Origin of the sequence: Paenibacillus sp. FSL H3-0469 (genome assembly GCF_038051945.1) — a bacterium.
Classification (GTDB): Bacteria; Bacillota; Bacilli; order Paenibacillales; family Paenibacillaceae; genus Paenibacillus_AQ.
The window spans coordinates 1,621,912-1,643,519 of the sequence record NZ_CP150302.1 but is presented as its reverse complement, the minus strand read 5'-3'; the positions used below and the strand labels follow the sequence as shown (position 1 = coordinate 1,643,519).

The following is a 21,608-nucleotide window of genomic DNA, read 5'->3' as shown; positions in this document are numbered from 1 at the left end:
AAGTGTACGAAATCCACTTGTTGATTGGGCAGCGGCCGGAGGGCCAAATGTTCACCGCAGCGACGACCAAGCTTTGAGTTCTAGTCTTGAGTAAATTGCTCCTTCTATTTAAACATAGATTGGACCATTTGAATCAGCTATTATAGTTCTGTGAACCTCCATATCCTATGCCGAAGAGGGATGAAGCATGTACAAATTAATACTCGCCGAAGACGAGGAAGATGTAAGAGAAGGCATTATTGCCCAGATTGACTGGGAGCAGTACGGCTTCGAGGTCGTTGAGCAGGCCGAGAACGGGCGGGAGGCGGCGGATGCGATCGACCGGCTGCTGCCGGATGTGGTCGTTACCGATATCCAGATGCCTTTTATGAACGGGTTGCAGCTCGCAGAATGGATACGCAGCCGCCATCCGAATACGAAGATTATCATTCTGACCGGCTATGATGAATTCGAATACGCCCAGAAGGCGATCAAGCTGCAGATTGATGAATATATCCTGAAGCCCTTCTCGTCCCGGGAGCTGATTGATGTTCTGCTTAAGGTTCGCGCGACGATCGAGACCGAGATCGCCGAGAAGGAGAATGTGTTCGTGCTGAGCGAGCATTACCGCAAGAGCCTGCCGCTTCTGCGCGAGCAGTTCCTCTCTACGCTGGTGTCCCGCCGTCTGCGTTCCGCAGAGATCGCTGAGAAAAGCACAGAGTACGGCATCCCCCTCACCGGAGCATTGTTCCAGTCCTCGGTGATCAGCATCGATTATATCCGTCCGGACCGTTCCCCCGGACTTCAGGAAGGGCGGCCCGTATCTCTGCGGGATACCGGAGACCGTAATCTCCAGCTCTATGCTGTGCTGAACATCGCGGAAGAGATCTGCCAGAAGCATGGCTTCGGCAAGGTATTCATCCACCGGGATGATGTTGTGCTGCTCTCGGTCAGCCAGAGCCCGGAGGAGAGTGACATCACCGCCAGAACCTTCGCCATTCTCGAAGAGATCTGCCAGAATGTCCAGCGCTTCCTGAAGCTGACCGTAACCGCGGGGGCAGGAACCGTCTGCAAGGCACCGTCTGTGCTGTTCCATTCCTTCGGGGATGCGCTGCAAGCGCTTGATTACCGGCTGATCCTCGGCAACAACCGGGTCATCTGGATTGAGGATGTGGAGTCCCGCTCCAGCCGGATGCCGGACTTTGATGAGCTGACTCAGCAGTCGCTGATCCGCACGATCAAGCTGGGCACCGTCCAGGAGCTGCGAGAGGTCGTGGACGAGCTGTTCCGGGGATTGGATACGGAGCAGGTCTCGGCGCAGGATTATCAGATCTTCCTGCTGGAGATCATCACCTCCATTCTGCGGGTGGCGAAGGAATCCGGGAGCGGAACGAATGATTTTATCGGCCCCGGCCTGACCTCGCTAAGTGATATGAACAAATTTAACAACCTGGAAGAAGCCCGGCAGTGGATTATTACCGTATGTACCCGGCTGATGGATTCCATTGCATCGGGGCGCCAGTCGAGCTACAAGCAGCTCATCGACCAGGCTAAGGATTATATCCGCAGCCACTATGAAGAATCCGATATGTCCATCGGCAGGGTGTGCCAGCATCTGCATATCAGCACGGGCTATTTCAGCAGCATTTTCAAAAAAGAAATGAAGATGACCTTCGTCAGCTATCTCTTGCAGATCCGGCTGGAAGCCGCGAAGGAGCTGCTTCGTTCCACCGAGCTGAAGGCGTTCGAGATCGCCGAGCGGATCGGCTTTGCCGACCCGAATTATTTCAGCTTCTGCTTCCGCAAGAAATACGGACAATCCCCCAAAGAGTATAAGAACAGCGCGCGGGGAGAATAGCCATGAACAAGCCGAAGGGTTATTTCTTCCCGCTGCGGCCGGGGCCTGGCAAGAGCGGCAGGCTGCGCCTGTCCTCGAAGCTGCGGAGCATTCAGCTGATTATTACGCTGACATTCATGGCGGTGACTGCGGCGGTGGCGGTAATCGTCAGTGTGATGCTGTACGGCAAGTTCGCCAACACGGCGGAGGAGAATGCCAATCTCAACATGCAGCAAATTATTGAACAGGTGAACTATAACCTGGAGCTGTACGTGAAGGGGATGGGCAGTATTTTTGCGACGGCCGAGAAGCAGATTACCTCTACCCCCTCCATCGATTCCCCGCTGCTCTATGAACGGATGGATACACTGATGAGCAGCCGCGAGGATCTGGTGTCTGTGGCTGTTTTTACCCCGCAGGGGCAGTATGTTGTTGGGACGCCGGGGCAGACGATGCGCATGAACACGGGGCTGGAGAGCCAGAGTTGGTTCACTACAGCCAAGCGTACCTCGGAGATCTCCTATTCCGCCCCGCATATCCAGAATCTGTTCAAGGGCAGGTATACCTGGGTGGTCTCCATCTCGAAGCTGATTCAGTACAGAGAGAACGGGGAGCTGAGAACCGGTGTACTTCTGCTGGACTTCAACTTTAGAACGATTGACGAACTCAGCAAGCAGGTCAAGCTGGGCAAAAGAGGCTACGCCTACATCCTGGATCCGCTCGGCAATATCGTCTACCACCCGCAGCAGCAGCTCATCTACGCCGGGCTGAAGTATGAGAATGTGGAGCCGGTGCTGGAATACGCCTACCGCAGCTACCTGGACGAATCAACCGGGGAGAAGCGGTTTATTACCGTACGCACGCTGGCGCAGACCGGCTGGAAGATTGTCGGGGTGGCCTATTACGATGAGATTGTCACCACCAAGCGGGATCTCAATCAGTTCCTGGCGTGGTTTCTCGGTGTTGTGCTCGTCTGTGTTATTGCGGTGTCGGTCTTCCTGTCCTGGCTGATTGCCAGCCCCATCCGCAAGCTGGAGCGTACCGTGAAGCAGGTGGCGGAGGGGGATCTGAATACGCCTATTAATGTCAGCGGAGCCTATGAGGTAGAGCAGCTGTCGAGGCGCTTCAACATGATGCTCCAGCGTATCCGCCAGCTGATGGAGCAGATCATTTATGAGCAGGAGACGAAGCGCAAGGGCGAGCTTGAGGTGCTGCAATCGCAGATCAACCCGCATTTTCTGTACAATACGCTGAATTCGGTGATCCGGCTGGCCGAACGCGGCAAAACGGATGAGGTCGTCACCATGATCCAGTCGCTCTCGAGATTCTTCCGCATCAGCCTCAGCAAAGGCAAGAATATTATCACCATCCAGGAAGAGCTGGACCATATCCGCCATTACCTGGTGATTCAGAGCTTCCGCTTCAAGAATAAATTCCGCTATGAGATTACTGCGCAGGAGGAGGTCCTGGAGTGCCAGACCATCAAGCTGATTCTGCAGCCAATCGTGGAGAACGCGCTCTATCACGGGATCGAAATGCTGCCGGACGAGGGGCTGATCTCGATCACCGCCGGGCTTCAGGACGGGCTAATCATCATCAGGGTCAGCGACAACGGCCTTGGGATGTCCAAGGAGACGGTGAACGGCATTCTAAGCGGAAGCGTCAAAAGCACCAGCGGATCAGGGGTCGGCGTCAGGAATGTGCATGAACGGATTGGCCTGTATTACGGGCGGGAGTACGGGCTTGCTTTTGAGAGTGAGCTGGAAGAGGGGACGGTTGTTACGATTGTGTTCCCGGCCCTACCGGCGGGAGAGGCTATGGATGAGCAGAAGGAGGAGACGAACCTGTGAAAAGCCTGCGTGTATGGCTCACCGTGCTGCTGTGCGGAGTGCTGTGGATCTCTGTTTCCTCTTGCTTCAATGCCTCTCCAGCTTACATCAACACCAGCAAGACGCGGAATATCCACCTGATTGTCAAGATGAACAAAGGGGATTACTGGAACACCCTGAAGCTCGGAGCAGAGGCTGCGGCAAAAGAATTCAATGTCAATCTGACCTTTAAGGCGCCGGCTTCAGAGAGTGATATTGAGGAACAGGTCGTCATGGTGGAGGAGTCCATTAAGGAGAAGGCAGATGTAATTATTCTCGCGGCCAGCAGCTATATGGGACTGGCTCAGGTTGTGGACCAGGCGGCATACTCCAGGATTCCGGTGATCTCAGTCGATGCGGAGGTCGGCTCGGCCAAGGTTCGGGCTTACGTGGGTTCAAACGGCTACGAGGCCGGACAGAAGTCCGCCGAGCGGCTGATTGAGCTGCTGGGGGGCTACGGCGAGATCGGGATCATTAACTTCACCAATTCGTCGCTTACCCCGGACTCCGGCAAGACTGGCAGTATCGACTATGGTGCACGGGATGCCGATGAGCGGGAAAAGGGTTTTCTGAACTACGCCGCCCGCTTCCCTAACGTTAAGGTCGTACCGATTGCCTACACCTCCTCCAGTACCTCCGATGCCGAGAATCTGACCCGGGAGATGCTGAACAAGTATCCCGAGCTCCGCGGTATTGCCACCCTGAATGAGATTGCTTCACAGGGCGCGGCCAGGGTGATTCAGGGCCTGAAGAGGGATAGTGTGAAAATGATTGCTTTTGACAGCTCGCCCTCCATGATGGAATCGCTTCAGGATGGCACTGTGCAGGCGACCGTAATCCAGAATCCGTTCAGCAACGGGTATCTGGCAGTGAAATATGCGGTGGAGGCACTCGAAGGCATGGATATTCCCGAACGCGTGGACACCGGCACCAAGCTTATCGATCTGGAGAATATGCTGTGGCCGGAGAATCAGAAGCTGCTGTTCCCGTTTGTAAGATAGCAGAATTTTCATGAAACTGAGTAGGATTTTATATTCGCAACCGTTTTCACGTAGGGCATAATAAGGATGTACCCGGGACACACCGGGTTCATCCAAATAAAGAAATATCCTCAGGAGGTCAATTAGACATGAAAAAAATCACTTCCGTTTTACTTGCCAGTGCATTGCTGGGCGCGGCTCTCGCAGGCTGCGGCGGCAACAATAACAAGGCGGCTGACGCTGCTAACACAGGAACTGCGGCTAACACGGCGAATTCCGGTTCAGCTGAGACACCAAAGGTCGGCGTAGCGATCTACAAATTCGACGATACATTCATGACGGGTGTCCGCAACGCCATCGATGCTGCTGCCAAGGGCATTGCCACAGTTGATATCGTAGACAGCCAGAATTCCCAGCCCACACAGAATGATAAGGTGGATCTGTTCATCACCAAGAAATATAACGGCATGCTGATCAACCCGGTAGACCGCACAGCTGCTGGCGTCATCATCGATAAGGCCAAGACAGCGAACATTCCGGTGGTCTTCCTGAACCGTGAGCCGCTGCCAGAAGATATGAAGAAATGGGATAAGGTCTACTATGTAGGCGCTAAGGCTGAAGAGTCCGGCACCATGTCCGGCCAGCTGATCGTGGATTACTGGAAGGCACACCCTGAAGCGGACAAGAACGGCGACGGTGTGCTGCAATATGTCATGCTGAAGGGCGAACCGGGACACCAGGATGCCGAGCTGCGCACCACGTACTCCATCCAGGCGATTGAAGATGCGGGCATTAAGGTAGAGAAGCTAGCTGAAGATACCGCGATGTGGGACCGTGTAAAAGGCCAAGAGAAAATGGCAGCCTTCCTCGGCTCCCACGGTGACAAGATTGAAGCCGTACTCGCCAACAACGATGACATGGCACTCGGCGCCATCGAAGCTCTGAAGGCTCAAGGCTACTTCAGCGGCGACAAATACATGCCGGTTGTAGGCGTGGATGCGACAGCTCCTGCGGTTCAGGCTTTGCAGGACGGAACGATGCTCGGTACCGTACTGAACGATGCCAACAACCAAGGTAAAGCAGCGATCACCCTGGCCGCTCTGCTGGCCAAAGGCGAAACACCAACCAAAGAGAACGTAGGCTTCGACATCACAGACAACCAGTTCGTATGGATCTCCTATAAAAAGATTACCAAAGATAACGTAGCAGACGCGCAATAATCCGTTAACAGGTGCAAGGCTACAGATACGTATCATAGATACCAGTCCCGGAGGGCGCTGCAATGCGCACTCCGGAATTCCTTACGGGTAGGGAGCAGGATGGAACCGCTGTGCCTCTCATGGAAAAAGACAAAAAGCGTAGGGGGCGTAACAACATGGCAAATACGGAATTTTTGCTGGAAATGAACGGTATTACCAAAGAATTTCCCGGCGTGAAGGCGCTGGATGGCGTTAGTATTAAGGTTCGTCCGGGCTCGGTTCATGCGCTTATGGGCGAGAACGGGGCAGGCAAGTCTACTCTGATGAAATGTCTCTTTGGAATCTATTCACCGGATGCCGGTGAGATCTTCCTGGATGGCCAGAAGGCCTCCATCACAAGTTCGAGCGAAGCACTGAAGCACGGCATCTCGATGATCCATCAGGAGCTGCACCCTGTACCTTTCCGCAGCGTGATGGAGAACATCTGGCTGGGTCGTTTTCCAACCAAGGGCATCGGGCCTCTTCAGTTCATTGACCACAAAAAAATGTTCACCGACACCGAAAATTTATTTAAAGATCTGGATATCGACCTGAATCCCGAAACGCTGGTGGGCAAGCTGTCTGTATCCAAGATCCAATCCATCGAAATCGCGAAGGCGGTCTCTTTTCACTCGCGCGTTATTGTCATGGATGAACCAACCTCGTCCTTAACGAGCGTGGAAGTGGAGCATCTGTTCCGGATCATCCGGGACCTGCAAAAAAGAGGCGTAGCCATTATCTATATCTCTCACAAAATGGAAGAAATCCTGGAGATCTCCGATGAAGTGACGATTATGCGTGACGGTAAAAAGATCGGCACCTGGCCCTCGGCCGAGCTGACTACGGATCTGATTATCTCCAAGATGGTCGGGCGTGATCTGACGAACCGTTTCCCGGAGCGCACCAATGTTCCAGGCAAGGTGTTCATGAAGGTAGACGGCCTGACCTCACCGGAGCCCAGATCCTTCAAGGATGTCTCCTTCGAGCTAAGACGCGGGGAGATTCTGGGGGTCGGCGGTCTGGTCGGCGCGCAGCGAACCGAGGTTATTGAAGCGTTGTTCGGACTGCGCGCGGTGAAATCCGGCTCCATCTCGATTGACGGCAAGAAGGTGAAGATCAACTCTCCGCAGGATGCGAAGAAGCACGGGCTGGCCTTGTTGACCGAGGAGCGCCGCGTGACAGGGATTTTCCCGGTGCTGTCTGTGCATGAGAATGGCGCCATCGCCAACCTCGACCGCTACAAGACGCCTTATCTGCTGCTGAACGGCCGCAAGAAGAAGGTTGAAGTCGATAAAATGATTGAAAAGCTGCGCACCAAGACGCCAACGACCAAGACGCAGATTATGAATCTCTCCGGCGGGAATCAGCAGAAGGTGCTGCTGGCCAGATGGCTGCTCACTGAGCCTGAGGTGCTGCTGCTCGATGAGCCGACACGCGGGATTGACGTCGGTGCGAAGTTCGAGATCTACACCATCATTGCCGACCTGGCGAAGCAGGGGAAGAGCATCATCATGATCTCCTCGGAAATGCCCGAGCTGCTGGGGATGTCTGACCGAGTCATGGTGATGTCGGAAGGACGGCTGACAGGAATATTAGAAGGTGTGCAGGCTACGGAAACCGAAGTGATGCGTCTCGCCGCACAGCATTAATCAGGAGCTACAGCTCACAGGACGGCGAAGGCAATAGAGTTGCTGCAAGGCTGAAGAAGCTCAGCAACGAATGCTTAAACTTCGCGTAACAATTAAGGGGGAACACAATTATGACTATTAAAAGAGCGCAGTCCTTCGTGACTCAAAACGCAATCTACATCGTGCTGGTACTGCTGATTATGGGGATTATCATATACGAGCCAAGCTTCATGTCCATTAACACCTTGCGGGATGTACTGATCCAGTCCTCCACACGCGTTATTATTGCGCTCGGGGTAGCCTTTATCCTGATCACCGCCGGGACCGACTTGTCGGCAGGCCGGGTGGTCGGCTTCACTGCGGTGATCTCAGCTTCCATGCTGCAGATACCCGACTACTCCCGCCGCTTCTTCCCTGATCTGCCGCAGGTGCAGGTCTGGCTGCCGATTCTGATCGCCATTGTGGCTGGTCTGCTCTGCGGTCTCATCAACGGGATTATCGTCTCCAAGCTGAACGTTCCGCCGTTTATTGCCACTCTGGGTACGATGCTGATCGTATATGGCCTGAACTCCCTGTACTTTGACATGGACCCTAACCAATCCCAGCCCATCGGCGGTCTGCGCCAGGACTTCACCAACATCGGCTCCGGCTTCATCGGCAGCGGCCAATATTCCATCCCGTACATCGTACTCATAGCCCTCGGAGTCGCGGCGATCGTCTGGGTACTGTTCAACAAAACCAAGCTGGGCAAAAACATGTACGCCATCGGCGGCAACATGCAGGCAGCCAAGGTATCCGGGATCAACGTCTCCAAGAACCTGATCTACATCTACGCCATCGCTGGTGCCCTCTACGGTCTGGCCGGTGTGCTTGAAGCTGCAAGAACAGGCGGCGCTACCAACAACTACGGGAACATGTACGAGCTTGACGCCATCGCAGCCTGCGTCGTCGGCGGCGTATCCACCACCGGCGGGATCGGTACCGTGCCCGGCGTCCTGGTCGGCGTTATCATCTTCACCCTGATCAACTACGGCCTGACCTTCATCGGCATCAGCCCGTACTACCAGCTGATCATCAAAGGCCTGATTATCATCGCTGCGGTGTCGTTTGATATGCGGAAATATTCGTCGAAAAAGTAGCGTTCGGTTCGGTAATGATCCGTACCTGCGGGGATTTTGGACTTCCGGCCGCTGTTGTCTCCCAATTTCCTGATTTAAACCGCGAATCGCGGTAGAAATCGGGAGACAAAGGCGGACGCTATCGCTCCTCCAGTTCCAAAATCCCCTCCGGTACTCCTATCACCTCACCAAGGGTGGAGTAGGCAGGCCAAAGAGCGTTTGCGGTACCCACGCAAACGTTTTTTGGCTTACCCGGATTTGTCACAGCGTTGCTCCAAATCATGAGAATACATGTGCCTGCGGTGGTGAGTATTGGACCTCAAGATGCTACTGCTCCTTCAGTTCCAAACTCCCTCCCGCTACTACATCTCAACCCAATGTGAATTGTTGTAATAAATGCAACTCCGGCGGGCTGGAACAGGGGGACTCGGGGGGATTGCTGCACGAATTACAACATTTTTTCTTTTAAGTGGGGTGTGGGCGCAGTAATTTTGCAAAAAACATAACACGGTATATCAACAGGGGGCTGGTTACCTAAAAAGGATATCTTTCCACCTTCGTCTGAGGGAGATTTTGCTGGGGGAGCGCTCAAAAGACAAAAAAAAGCCTTCTTCCAATTTAACGTTAACAACACCCGTTTTTTTGGATTGGTCTAGCTTCAGTTGTTTGTCTTTGTTAGTAAAAGAGAATGCGCTCTTTTGTCAGCCGTTTGGGATGGATCCTTGGCCTGCCACCCTTTTTCCTTCGCCCCTTGCTGGTTCGCGTCTTGACCCAGTTAAGATGGTTTAGAAAATCCGTGTATTCTCCAGTCAAATACAACCGGAATACTGCTAATACTCGCCCGATTCGCTGGTGGGGGGCATGGCGCAAACGAAGGTGCTCACATAGCACATAAGCAATCAGATTTAAATAAATCTGGTTCCATACCGCGGCCGGTGTACAACTGCTGTACAGTTTTTTGAGGTGGAGGCTCGACTTCATGAACTTAAAAAAGAGTTCCACCTTCCAACGATACCGGTACAACTCCGCCACCTCTGCCGCCGTCACATCCCAGCGATTCGTCAGGACACGAGCCGGGTGAGATTTTCCTTTCTTGTCCACATAGGTGTACTCCACGAGTCGAAACCTACCTGTTTCCCCGGTTTCCGGCGAAGTGATTTCCACCGTGGCATCCTGTTTCAGAAAAGGCTTCGTGACTTTCCGCGTCCGGAGAACCTTCGCCTTGCTATTGTTCTTCAGACGGGCAACAAACTTGATTCCACTGCGCTCCCAGGCTATAAATTGCGCATAATGGATGTAGCCCCGGTCCAGCAAATAAGTGAATGCTTTCTGGAGCACCAGGTGCTTCAGGACTTCCGAATCCAAGTCCGCCACCGTTCCAGTGGACAGCACCGAAGCAGTAGGAATGGCGCTAGATTCGCCGGTTAACTGCACGCAGGTGTGCAGTTTCACCGCATTCGTCCCGGCTTGCTGAAACGCCCACTCCCCGCGAAGCTTTCCCACGGTTATGGTGGAGGAATCGACGGCTGCTAAAGGACCGAGTTTCTGTAAGTGCTTGGGCAGAGGAGGTCCTTCTCTTTCCAGTAACTGCTGGAGGCGGGAGTGATAGAGGTCTCGCAGCTGTTCAGGTGGTAATTGGCTGAGCCTCCGGTTCAGAGACGATTGGTGGATGGAGGTCACCCCGGTCCACTCTTGATAGCACGGCGTCCGCACCAGAGTGTCTACTATATTTTGTACTCCGGGACGACGACTCAATAGGGCTTCTAAAAAAAGAAAGACAGTACTGCCCCAGTTCAGTTTTTTGGCGTATCGGTCACCGAACAACAAGCGACTCTTCGTTTCTAACCATGAAGTGACTTGACACAACAACCCTTTTTCCGCTAACTTATAAAGCAAGAGATCTCCTTTCGTGGGTGTCGTAACAACTTCTACGATAAAGGAATCTCTTTTTTTGTGCAATTTTTTGGACTTCCATTACATGGTAGGTTGTTTGCAAAATTACTGGTGTGGGCGGGCAAATGCTGCATTTTATACAACAATGTTAGTTTAAAGTCGATGTAGGGAGCCGAATGTTGCATTTTAGGCAGGATTTCGCAGCTAACAGTAATTAATTAATGGTTTTTATTCTGTTCCATAGGCGTAGAGGGTGGAGGGTAGGCTGTAGTTGGCAGGTAGTTAGAGTAAGGTAGCAGGGAATAAGCGGTAGGCTGCAGAAGGAAAGCAGTTAGCAGTGAGGTAGCAGTGAGGTAGCAGTGAGGTAGCAGGCAACGGTTAGGTACGGCACGTATGCAAACTAACTTATTTATCCGGTCCGCTGAATAGAGTTTTATGCTTTTATCATTTATAGATTGTTATTAAACCTTTGCCCGCCCGGCAGAAGGATTATTCTCATTCTTCAAGGGCAGGCGAAGCAGCCCTTGTATCCCCGGTACACACCCTCCGAAAGGGTGTGTTTGTGTTGCCCTTAAGGTTTACCAACAGAAAGGCAGCAGTAACGGAGGGGATTTTGGAACTGGAGGAGCGGCAGCGTCCGCCTTTAGGTTTGGATTTCTACCGCGAACAGCGGTCCAAATCAGGAAATCCAAACCTAACAGCGGCCGGAAGTCCAAAACTCACCGCAGTTACGACATCGCCTTTCTGTTTCATTAACGTTTTATAAACGCTCTATTATCGCCCAAGCACAGACACACCCTTTCCCCCTCACGTTCATATTCTATAGGCAAAAGCCTTTGTAAAGGAGAACGACAGCATGCTGAGGATTAAGCTGAACGAGCTGGGAAAAGGGAATGACAACGGTCTGATTCACACAGAGGTATGGCGGTGGGACGGCATCGGCTGGAATGAGTGTATTCCGCAGCAGGAGGAGGATTTCATCCGGGCGGAAGAGGAGCTGTTCGTGACGATCCCGGCAGAGGCGGGCTTATACCGTGTAGACTACTCCAAAAAGCCGCTGGAAGCGCTCATTGTGCTCCCGGATGACGGCGGAGGCCTGCGGGCAGAGCTGCTGCATCCGGCTCCTTTTAAACTCAAGGACGGGACGCTGTGGGGATATATCAACAACGAGGGACGGATTGGGATTGAGCCGAGATATGACTATGCGGAGGAGTTTCAGGAGAATGGCCTGGCGGTGGTGCAGCGGGGGAATGTCAGCGGGCTGATTGACAGCTCCGGGCGGGAGCGGGTCAAACCGGTCTATTCTTTTATTGGTCCTTTTTCCGAGGGGCGGGCCGTGGTGTCGGATGCGAAGGGCTACACTTTCATTGATGAAAAAGGCAAAGAAGTGACGTCCGCGCGCTATGACTATCTGAATTCGCTGCACGAAGGCCGGGCGCTGTTCTCCAAGCAGAATACTACCGGGGGGATCTCACTCTATGGCTACCTGGATGCCCAAGGCAAAGAGGTATTGCCAGCTGTCTATCTGGACGCCGGGGATTTCTCGAACGGGACTGCACTGGTCAAAGTAGCCGAAGGGGAATATGCGCTGATTGATGTTCATGGCGGGGTGCTGCATACGTACAAACATCCTTTTGTCGGGTATCCGGGGGATGGACTGCTGGCCTTTCAGGCGACGGAGGATGGAAAATACGGTTATCTCCACACGGACGGCACGATTGCCATCCAGCCGCAGTATACGGCAGCTCTGCCGTTCTCGGAGGGCCGGGCGGTGATTAACACAGCTGCGGATTACGGCAACGCCTACGGTCTAATCGATAAGCAGGGTAAAATGATTATTCCCGCCGTCTATTATGAGGTGCAGCAGCTGGGAGAGAACCGTGTGGCGCTGGGGACCCCGCTGTATGCGGATCAGCCCTACAGAGGCTCCAGCTATGTTATAGCCGATGCGCTGACCGGAAGAATTCTCAGCACCCATCCGCTGCTGGGTGTGAACAATTATCAGCAGGGACTCGCGTCGGTGTACGATGCCAAGGATACGTATTTTATTGATACCAGCGGGAAAAAAGCTGCCCAGCCCCCGGTCATTCCTGGCTCAGGGTCACTGTCCTTCAGCGGCAGCCTGATCCGTGCGGATATTGATCTGCGCACCTCCTATTATGACCGTAAAGGCAAGCAGGTCTGGCGTCAAAACGGGGTCATACCGCTCAGACCGCCATACTCTGTGCTGGAGAAGAAATATAAGCCGAACCGGGATTATCTGGTCTATTATCCGGTAGTGGAAGGGATCGCGGTTGCAGAGGTCTCGAGGGCGGTAAATGACAAGCTGCGCATTCTGTCGCTCCCATACGGGGCGGGGACGGGGGGAGGCACGCAGGATTTCAGCTATACGGGGGATTTCGCCGTCTCCTTCTTCCGCAAGAATCTGCTGGTGCTGGAGCTTAGCGGTTATCATTTTCCGTTCGGCGCTGCGCACGGCATGCCCACCCGGATCTATGAGCATATCAATCTGCGCACCGGTAAATTCTACACGCTCAGTGACCTGTTCAAGCCCGGAAGCAAATATGTGCAGAAGCTCAGTGAGATTGTCGGCAAGCAGATTAAGAATGATCCGCAGTATTCCTATGTTTTCCCTGACACGTATAAAGGCATTACAGCGGATCAGCCCTTTTATGTGGATGCGGAGGCACTATACCTGTATTTTGCCCCTTATGAGATTGCTCCTTATTCGGCAGGATTTCCAACCTTCCGCATTCCCTATGCAGAGATTATGGGCCTGATCTCAACCGAAGGGGAGTTCTGGCAGTCTTTTCATTAAAATAAGCGATAGAAGCGCCGATATAAAAGAGTAGAACCAACAGCCGTCCTGAAAAGGACGGCAATGCTGTTTCATTTGCCGCTGCTGGTGGGGACAAGCCTCTCTATCTATAAAATTACAGAATTTAGAAGCGCACAGCTGATAGTTTTGTGTTACAATGACGTAGGAACAGATTACAACTTTGTAACATTTGTAGACCGACACCCCTGGCAGCACGATATACCACAACGAAGATTAAGGAGATGGCAGAATGAAAAGCAAGACTTTGAGAAAAGTGATAGGTGGAAGCATAGCCGCTGTTATGGCGCTTGGCATTTCTCTTCCATTACAAGCAAAAGCAGCAGCAGCCGGAGCCCCTGCGGCAGCCGGATCAGATATGAATTTCGCACAGCTCATGGAATATTTCACACAGAACAATTCGAAGACTTTCGTACTGGGTGGCAATACGTACACTGTCACTAAAACCTTTGTATACACAACGCCAGCAGCAGCACAGCCGGCAGCTCCGGTTAAGCCGATTGCCACAGCAGCACCAGTGGCTACAGCAGCACCGGCAGCCACTGCTAAGCCAGCACCGGCACCCGTTGCCACTGCAAAACCTGTGGTAACCCCGGCTCCGGCACCATCTGCAGTTCCTGCGGTGGGTACTAACGCCTCCAGCTACACACAGCAAGTAGTTGCACTGGTGAACAAAGAGCGCGCTGCAGCTGGACTAGCCCCTGTCTCCGCACTGGACAGCCTGAACAAAGTGGCAGCGGCGAAGGCTGCGGACATGCGTTCGAACAACTATTTCTCACACACATCTCCGACCTACGGATCACCTTTCGATATGATGTCGGCCTTTGGTATTACCTATAAGGCAGCCGGCGAGAATATCGCTATGGGCCAGAAGACCCCTCAGGAAGTTATGACCGCGTGGATGAATAGCCCGGGTCATAAGGCTAACATCCTGAGCGCGAATTTCAACTATATTGGTGTTGGCTTCGATAATAACTACTGGGTCCAGGAATTCATCGGTAAATAAGAGTCAATTTCATAATTCAGTTTGCTAAATAGCAAGATTTGGCCAAAATCTAAAATCAATTTTTAAAAAATCAGGCTACTTGCTGGGAGTCTTTCAACTGTTGGTTCAACTTGTCTAACGCAAACTTGCTCAAATTGTACGCGAGCGTACTGAGCTGGAAATCGACACTTGCCCGGACACCGCGGTGGCGTGTGCGTTTCAACCCGAAATACTCTTTGAGATAGGCAAATACACGCTCCACGGCCGTCCGCTTGTTGTATAGCGTGGTAAAACTTTCGCTGCCTCTGGCGGGATAGGTATGCAAACGCAAATCCGTTTGGATGCGAATTTTAAACACTTTTTGGCAAGAGGTACCGGACAGCGCACAGCCTTGGCATTCACTAGGCCGGGTGTACTTCAGGGTCTCATATTTGGCCTCAAAACTGTCGTAACGGTACGCATGCCCTTGAGCGCACACCGGCGTGTAATCCAGATTCATTCCCGCAGGCGGGTCTTTGTGGTGAATCAGAGAAATCGCAGGATAGGCGCCGAGCGAATGAATCAACTGGTAGATTGCCGCGCAGTCGTAGCCCTTGTCGCCCAAGATATGCTTGACCTTTAGCATGGGAAACTTCAGGAGCAGGCCTTTGAGAAGGACGACCGCCATACGCTGGTCATTCGGATGGGCTGAACTCCAGAGGCCGCTTAGGATATACTGGCTGTCCGTGTCGACCAGCAGATTCGCCTTGAACCCGTAATAGCTGGTCATTCGGCCCTTCGTATTTTTCTTGTCACAACGCGCAGCATGCCGGGGCAACGCGGTCAGCAGTTCATCGTACGTGTAGGGCAACATCGCTTCAATGGTTTTCTGGAACGGTCCGAGACTTTGTTCATAAGCTTCCATTTCCTCGCGCCGACGTTCCTTTTCCGCCGGGGACGGACGACCAGGCTTGCTATACCTGGGTTTCTTCAGCGGCTTGTTCACCGTCTTCGGCTCAGGCTCGGAATGTTCGAGCTGAAGTTGTTCAGCCACCGGAGCTTCACCTTTCTTTTGCTCCCGGCGAGCCGCACGACGCTTGGAGGCCGATTCGCTAAATTGGCAATCCCACGCCTCGACCATGGAGGAATCCACAGCAAGATGGGTGCCGCTCACAAACCCTTCTTCTAGGGCAGATGTGACTAGGCGATCCTGCAGTTGTTCCAGCATTCCCGTTTGCTCCAGCGCATGAATCAAACGAGAATAGGAGGCCTGGCTGGGAATGTTGTCCGAGCCCGTAAACCGGCACTGGACTCGAAATTCGTTGCTATGATTCAATCGCCGGACCAAGGCAGAGACAAACTCGATGTTCTCCATTTTAGCAATCAGCAGCGAGTAGATCATGGCAGGTACGTTTAATTTTTCAGGCCGTCCGCGATGGCTCTTTTTCCCCAGTGCGAATAGAACTGGAGCTAAATGTAAGTGTTCAAAGATTTGGCTGTATTTATCTTCCGGAGCCATCTGGAGCAATTCCTCAAAGGAAAACAGTTCTTCTTGTCGAATAGAATAGATAGGGATTACCTCTTTTCTTCTCGGGTGTTGGTTTCGTCGCCTATAACTTCGAGAATTTGGGGAGGTACTCCTTTTTCTATGCTCAAAAAAACCAGATATAGCAAGGGTTTTGAATTATGAAATTGTCTCAATAAGTCAAGTATTTTAACTTAAAGTAACTTTAACTCCGCCCTCCGGCATTGCCGGGGGGCGTTTTTATGGTTTAGCACAAAGGATGAATCTTATGCTGCCAATGAAGTTCAGCCCAAGTGGCTAAAAGTAATATTGCTCTTGCACGATCAGCGTAGCGCCATCGTGCCGCACGCAGTACGCGGTCTTGCACGATCAGCGCAGCGCTATCGTGCCGCCCTACTGCTTTCACCGTTTAGGTGTGAAGCGGCGGAGGGGATTTTGGAACTGTAGGAGCGAATGCGTCCGCCTTTGTCTTTGGATTTCTACCGCGAGGAGCGGTTTGAATCAGGAAATCCAAAGACAACAGCGGCCGTAAGTCCAAAATCACCGCAGCCGCGCCGCCACCTAAACTCACTCCTTCGTTTGCAAATTCTCCAAAGAAGAATTATGTTTATCTACATAGTTAATAATGCTGTGAATAATGGGCTAAGCAGAAGAGTACGGCAGATGGAGGGATAGCATTGAAGGATTCCAAATGGACCTGGAGGACAGTGAGCCTGGTGTCCATCCTGGCAACTTTACTTTTGATTACAGGATTTGTGTATGCAGTGGGCGATATCATGAACCCGAAGGGGGAGCAATTCCTCTCCTCCCTTCCGCAGGAGACGGCGGCACCGACAGCCGCGGCAAGTGACGAATACAAGATCCTGGCGCTTGGCGATTCTCTGGCCAAAGGGACTGGCGACAACTCCGGGCAGGGCTTTGTTAAGCGGACCGTGGATGCCTTGTCGGCCAATGGGGGAAAGGCAGAGCTGCTGGGCAATATGGGCATTAACGGCCTGACCACAGCTGCCTTGCAGAGCAAGCTTCAGGAGGAAGGCGTGCAGTACGCGCTGCGTCAGGCGAATGTGATCCTGATCTCCATCGGCGGGAACGATCTGTTCCGGGGCTCGGATATTATGGGCACAGGCGGGAGCAGCGGACAAGCAGCCGCCACTGTGAAGCCTTCGGAGCAAGCGGCACCTCAGAGCACAGAAGCCCCTGCGAATAACAAGGTAGAAGGCACGGCGCCGGTTCCAACCGCATCTGCCGGCGATCTGACTCCGGAATCGCTCCTCTCTGCTCTGCCAGGGGCCGCTAAACGGCTGGGCAGCATACTGGATACCGTTGCAGAAGTGAATCCGCAGGCTCAGGTCTATTACATCGGTCTTTATAATCCCTTCGGAGATATCGAGGGGCTGCTAATTCCGGGTAATCAGGCGGTAACGGCGTGGAATAATGCGGCGATGGATATGATCAACAGACATCAGAACATGACGCTGGTCCCGACCTTTGATCTGTTTGACCGCCATTTGGCGAAATATCTGTCGAACGATCATTTTCACCCGAACGGGGACGGTTATCAGCGGATGAGCGAGCGGATTGTACAAGCCGTTCGTTGATCAGAGGATTTTTGGAACAGAAATGACTGTGGCAAGGAGCTGTATAAGATGGCGAGAACTATTCATGAGGCACCGGGGGAAGAAGTTGTCCTGTCCGCCCGGGGAGTCCGCAAAAAAATCGGCCGCAAATGGATTATAGATGATGTCACGTTTGATGTGAAAAAAGGCGAGATCTTCGGCTTTCTGGGTCCGAACGGAGCCGGCAAAACCACAACTATCCGCATGCTGGTGGACTTGATCCGCCCGAGCGAAGGGACGATTACTGTCTGCGGCTACAATGTGAACCGGAATCCGGAAAAAGCGCTGCAATACGTCGGTTCCATCGTCGAGAATCCCGAGGTCTACACGTATCTGACCGGTTGGGAGAACCTGCAGCACTTTGCCCGCATGCAGCCCGGAGTAGACGCGCAGCGGATTACCGAGGTTGTTGAAATCGTGCGGCTCGATCAGCGCATTCAAGATAAAGTCAGCACGTATTCGCTCGGGATGCGCCAGCGGCTCGGTATTGCCCAAGCTCTGCTCGGCCGACCCCGGCTGCTAATTCTTGATGAGCCTACCAACGGCCTGGACCCCAAAGGGATCAAGGAGCTGCGTGAATTCATCCGTAAGCTGGCAGACGAAGGGCTGGCGGTCTTTGTGTCCAGTCATCTGCTGAGCGAAATTCAGCTGCTGTGCGACCGGGTAGCCATTATCAGCAAAGGGCGCGTACTCGCTGTAGGTGCTGTAGACGAATTGGTTGCCCGTAACTCACCGTATGTCCTGTGGGAGCTGGAGCCGCTTCAGCGGGCAAGAGACATCATGGCCGGGCGGCCGGATATCGCGCTGCTTCATCTGGACGAGGTTACCCTGGATGACTCGGTCATCGCAGGCATGGGTGTGAATTCCCTGGTTACGGCAATGGATGAGGAGCTGATCCCGGAGATTGTTGCCGTTCTGGTTGCACAAGAGGTGGAAGTCCGGGCTGTGCATAAAATTAACCCTACACTGGAACAGCTATTCTTGAAGCTAACGGAAGGTGAAGCCATTGATTAACCTGCTGCCGCTCATCCGAAATGAGTGCCTGAAGATAATTAAAAAGAAGCGATTCTATATCATCCTGCTTATCCTGCTTGTGCTGGTGCCAATGTTTACCTATGCGCAAATGCGCATAGCGGAGCGCAGCCGTGACAAATTTAACTCTGACTGGAGGCTGGAGATCCAGCAGCAGATTACCGACAATCAGAACTCGCTCGGCAGCGACCGGATTCCGGAGGAATGGAAGTCGTACCGGCGGATTTTTCTCCAGCAATTGCAGTATTATCTGGATCATGATGTGAATCCGAAGGAGCCGAGCGGAGTAACGTTCACCCGGGAGTTTGTCAATAATTCCGTCTCCCTGTTCATTCCGCTGCTGATCATGGCGGTTGCTTCCGACCTGGTCTCCGGTGAGCGGACGACAGGAACGATCAAGATGCTGCTGACCCGCCCGGTCCGGCGCTGGAAGGTGCTGTTCAGCAAAATGGCAGCGCTGCTGATGTTCGTCTCGCTGATTGTGCTGTCGGTATTCGTGATCAGCTATCTGGTCTCGGGGCTGGCTTTTGGCTATAAGGGGTTCAATGTTCCCGTCTTCACAGGCTTCCAGCTCAGCGGCGACACTGTGGATATGTCGAAGGTTCATGCGGTGGAGCAGTGGAAGTATCTGCTGATGCAGGGCGGGCTGATCTGGTATGTCAGCATCGTAGTGGCCCTGCTGGCCTTCATGGTGTCGGTGCTGGTCCGGAGTACGGCTGCGAGCATTGTCGTGATGATGGCGGCACTGATTGCCGGAACGATCCTGACGAATATGGCTTCAGCCTGGACGGCGGCCAAATATTTATTTATGGTCAACATGGAGCTGACGACTTATTTAGCGGGCACTCCTGCGCCGATTGAGGGCATGACACTGGGCTTTTCGATGGCGGTTCTGGGCATTTGGGGGCTTGCGGCCGTAATCATTTCATTCGCCGTCTTTACGAAACGGGATATTTTGAATTAGAATGTACAAAGTGAACGAAAACGTTTGTTTGCATTTTAGAGAGAATTTTAGAGAGACAGGAAGACAAGTGAAGGAGGAGCATGAATGCTCGAACAGATCGATATGTTTGCAAAAGTCTCTAAGAACGGCGAAGCAGGCCGGACTGGATACGATGCTGACGACATTCAGGTGCTCGAAGGTCTGGTTGCGGTCCGCAAACGGCCCGGCATGTATATTGGCAGTACGAGTTCCTCGGGTCTGCACCATTTAGTATGGGAAATAGTGGATAATGCCGTAGATGAGCATTTGGCGAAGTTTTGCTCGAAAATTGATATCACCCTCCGCAAAGACGGATCGGTGACCGTGATTGACAACGGACGCGGAATACCAACCGGAATGCACAAGACAGGCGTCCCAACACCGCAGGTGGTATTCACCATTCTGCACGCGGGCGGTAAATTCGGCGGTTCCGGCTACAAGAAATCAGGCGGACTGCACGGTGTCGGGGCTTCGGTAACCAATGCGTTGTCCGAGTGGCTGGAAGTAGAGATCTACCGGGAAGGCAAAATTCACCGCCAGCGCTTTGAATACTGGGTCGACAAGAACGGCAAAGAGCATGTCGGTGAGCCTGTAACCGGTCTTGAGATACTGGGAAATACGAATAAAACCGGTTCGAAGATTACCTTCAAGCCGGATATTCGCGTCTTCTCCGCAGGCATTGCGCTGAGTTATGATACGCTGGCTGAACGGGTACAGGAGATTGCCTTCCTGAACTCCGGCCTGCGGATCGTCCTGAGCGATGAGCGCAGCGGGCGTCAGGACGAATTCTTCTACGAAGGCGGCGCCAGCCAGTTCGTGCAATTCCTGAACGAAGGCAAGGACGTCCTGCACGATGTGATCCATTTCAGCTCCGAGAAGGACGAGATCGAGGTGGAAATCGCGCTGCAGTATAATGCGGGGTATACGGAGACGATCGCTTCTTTTGTCAACTCCATTCCTACCCGCAGCGGGGGAACACACGAGACAGGCTTTAAGACGGCCTATACCCGTGTGCTCAATGATTATGCCCGCCGGACGCAGCTGCTTAAGGAGAAGGACAAGAATCTGGAAGGAAACGATCTGCGCGAGGGCATGATGGCGGTCATTAGCATCAAGATGTCGGATGTGGAATTTGTCGGACAGACGAAGGATCAGCTCGGAAGCGCATCTGCCCGCAGTGCGGTGGACTTCATTGTCTCCGAGCGGATGGCGCGGTTCCTGGAAGAGAACCCTCAAGTCGCACAGAGTCTGCTGAAGAAGTCGATTCAGGCCTCCAAGGCCCGTGAAGCGGCCCGCAAAGCCCGGGATGAGATCCGCAGCGGCAAGAAGCGCAGTGAGAGCTCGAACCTGGGCGGCAAGCTGTCGCCTGCACAGTCCAAGGACGTTACACGTACCGAGATCTTCATCGTAGAGGGCGATTCGGCCGGAGGCTCCGCGAAGCAGGGCCGGGATTCCAAGATTCAGGCCATTCTGCCGCTGAAGGGCAAGCCGATGAACCCCGAGAAGGCCAAGCTGCTGGATATCCTGAAGAATGACGAATACAAGGCGATCATTTCGGCAATCGGTGCGGGAATCGGGCCTGATTTTGCCGTAGAGGACAGCAATTATTCCAAAATCATCATTATGACCGATGCCGATACGGACGGAGCACATATTCAGGTGCTGCTGCTGACCTTCTTCTACCGCTACATGAAGCCTCTAATCGATGCCGGCAAGGTCTATATCGCCCAGCCGCCGCTGTATAAGCTGACACGCAAATCGGGCAAGCTGGAGACGGTCCGTTATGCCTGGAGCGATGAGGAATTGCAGAATTATCTGAAGGAATTCGGGAAGAATTTCGAGCTGCAGCGGTACAAGGGACTGGGTGAGATGAACCCGGACCAGCTGTGGGAGACTACGATGAATCCCGATTCGCGTACGCTGCTTCAGGTGCAGATCGAGGATGCCGCCAAGGCGGAACGCCGCGTCTCCACGCTGATGGGTGATAAAGTCGATCCGCGTAAGCGCTGGATTGTCGAGAACGTCGACTTCACGGAGATCGTGGAGTAGGAGTAAGAGAGTAGTGGGAAGTGACGATACCTTCCGCGTTTTTAATTTTTTGATGATCGGTTT

At 53.1% G+C, this 21,608-nt stretch carries 14 protein-coding genes; 12 read left to right on the top strand and 2 right to left on the bottom strand.

What is annotated here, in order from left to right:
• Window positions 1-187: 187 nt before the first annotated feature.
• The 6 genes from NSS83_RS07235 to mglC all read left to right on the top strand — a co-directional run bounded on the left by NSS83_RS07235 (window position 188) and on the right by mglC (window position 8,669).
• Window positions 188-1,837 carry a response regulator gene (locus NSS83_RS07235; protein ID WP_341347963.1) on the top strand — a complete coding sequence of 550 codons (1,650 nt, stop codon included), beginning with the start codon at window positions 188-190 and terminating at the stop codon, window positions 1,835-1,837.
• A gap of 2 nt (window positions 1,838-1,839) precedes the next feature.
• A complete protein-coding gene (locus tag NSS83_RS07230; protein WP_341185016.1) occupies window positions 1,840-3,666 on the top strand; it encodes a sensor histidine kinase in 1,827 nt (608 codons plus the stop codon).
• Entirely contained in the window at window positions 3,663-4,685 is a 1,023-nt protein-coding gene (locus tag NSS83_RS07225) for a substrate-binding domain-containing protein (RefSeq protein WP_341185017.1), read from the top strand. Before NSS83_RS07230 ends, NSS83_RS07225 begins: the two co-directional genes overlap by 4 nt.
• 128 nt (window positions 4,686-4,813) lie before the next feature.
• Window positions 4,814-5,884, top strand: a complete 1,071-nt coding sequence (locus tag NSS83_RS07220; protein WP_036732933.1) for a galactose ABC transporter substrate-binding protein — start codon at window positions 4,814-4,816, stop codon at window positions 5,882-5,884.
• A 155-nt stretch (window positions 5,885-6,039) separates the two neighbouring features.
• A complete protein-coding gene (locus NSS83_RS07215) occupies window positions 6,040-7,551 on the top strand; it encodes a sugar ABC transporter ATP-binding protein (RefSeq protein ID WP_341185018.1) in 1,512 nt (503 codons plus the stop codon).
• Between the two features lie 110 nt (window positions 7,552-7,661).
• Window positions 7,662-8,669 (top strand): galactose/methyl galactoside ABC transporter permease MglC, encoded by a 1,008-nt coding sequence (gene mglC / locus NSS83_RS07210; protein WP_341347962.1) that lies wholly within the window; start codon window positions 7,662-7,664, stop codon window positions 8,667-8,669.
• 654 nt (window positions 8,670-9,323) lie between these two features.
• On the opposite strand, the gene NSS83_RS07205 is transcribed toward mglC, so the two are convergent.
• Window positions 9,324-10,607 (bottom strand): IS4 family transposase, encoded by a 1,284-nt coding sequence (locus NSS83_RS07205; protein WP_341186521.1) that lies wholly within the window; start codon window positions 10,605-10,607, stop codon window positions 9,324-9,326.
• Between the two features lie 790 nt (window positions 10,608-11,397).
• Here NSS83_RS07205 and NSS83_RS07200 point away from each other — a divergent pair.
• Complete coding sequence (locus NSS83_RS07200) at window positions 11,398-13,359, top strand: WG repeat-containing protein (RefSeq protein ID WP_341185020.1); 1,962 nt, start codon at window positions 11,398-11,400, stop codon at window positions 13,357-13,359.
• A gap of 250 nt (window positions 13,360-13,609) precedes the next feature.
• The gene (locus NSS83_RS07195) at window positions 13,610-14,383 is read left to right on the top strand and encodes a CAP domain-containing protein (protein ID WP_341347961.1); all 774 of its coding nucleotides are present in this window, start codon (window positions 13,610-13,612) and stop codon (window positions 14,381-14,383) included.
• A gap of 70 nt (window positions 14,384-14,453) precedes the next feature.
• Here the strand turns inward: NSS83_RS07195 and NSS83_RS07190 are convergent, their stop codons facing one another.
• Window positions 14,454-15,860 (bottom strand): transposase, encoded by a 1,407-nt coding sequence (locus NSS83_RS07190; protein ID WP_341182742.1) that lies wholly within the window; start codon window positions 15,858-15,860, stop codon window positions 14,454-14,456.
• Window positions 15,861-16,543: 683 nt separating this feature from the next.
• Between NSS83_RS07190 and NSS83_RS07185 the strand changes: the two genes are divergently transcribed.
• The 4 genes from NSS83_RS07185 (at window position 16,544) to parE (ending at window position 21,545) form a co-directional block, all read left to right on the top strand.
• Window positions 16,544-17,464, top strand: a complete 921-nt coding sequence (locus NSS83_RS07185) for a GDSL-type esterase/lipase family protein (protein WP_341185022.1) — start codon at window positions 16,544-16,546, stop codon at window positions 17,462-17,464.
• 48 nt (window positions 17,465-17,512) lie between these two features.
• Window positions 17,513-18,496 (top strand): ABC transporter ATP-binding protein, encoded by a 984-nt coding sequence (locus NSS83_RS07180; RefSeq protein ID WP_341185023.1) that lies wholly within the window; start codon window positions 17,513-17,515, stop codon window positions 18,494-18,496.
• The gene (locus NSS83_RS07175; RefSeq protein ID WP_341185260.1) at window positions 18,489-19,478 is read left to right on the top strand and encodes an ABC transporter permease; all 990 of its coding nucleotides are present in this window, start codon (window positions 18,489-18,491) and stop codon (window positions 19,476-19,478) included. The genes NSS83_RS07180 and NSS83_RS07175 overlap by 8 nt, the downstream gene beginning before the upstream one ends.
• An 84-nt stretch (window positions 19,479-19,562) precedes the next feature.
• Entirely contained in the window at window positions 19,563-21,545 is a 1,983-nt protein-coding gene (gene parE, locus NSS83_RS07170) for a DNA topoisomerase IV subunit B (RefSeq protein ID WP_341185024.1), read from the top strand.
• The last annotated feature ends 63 nt before the right edge of the window (window positions 21,546-21,608 follow it).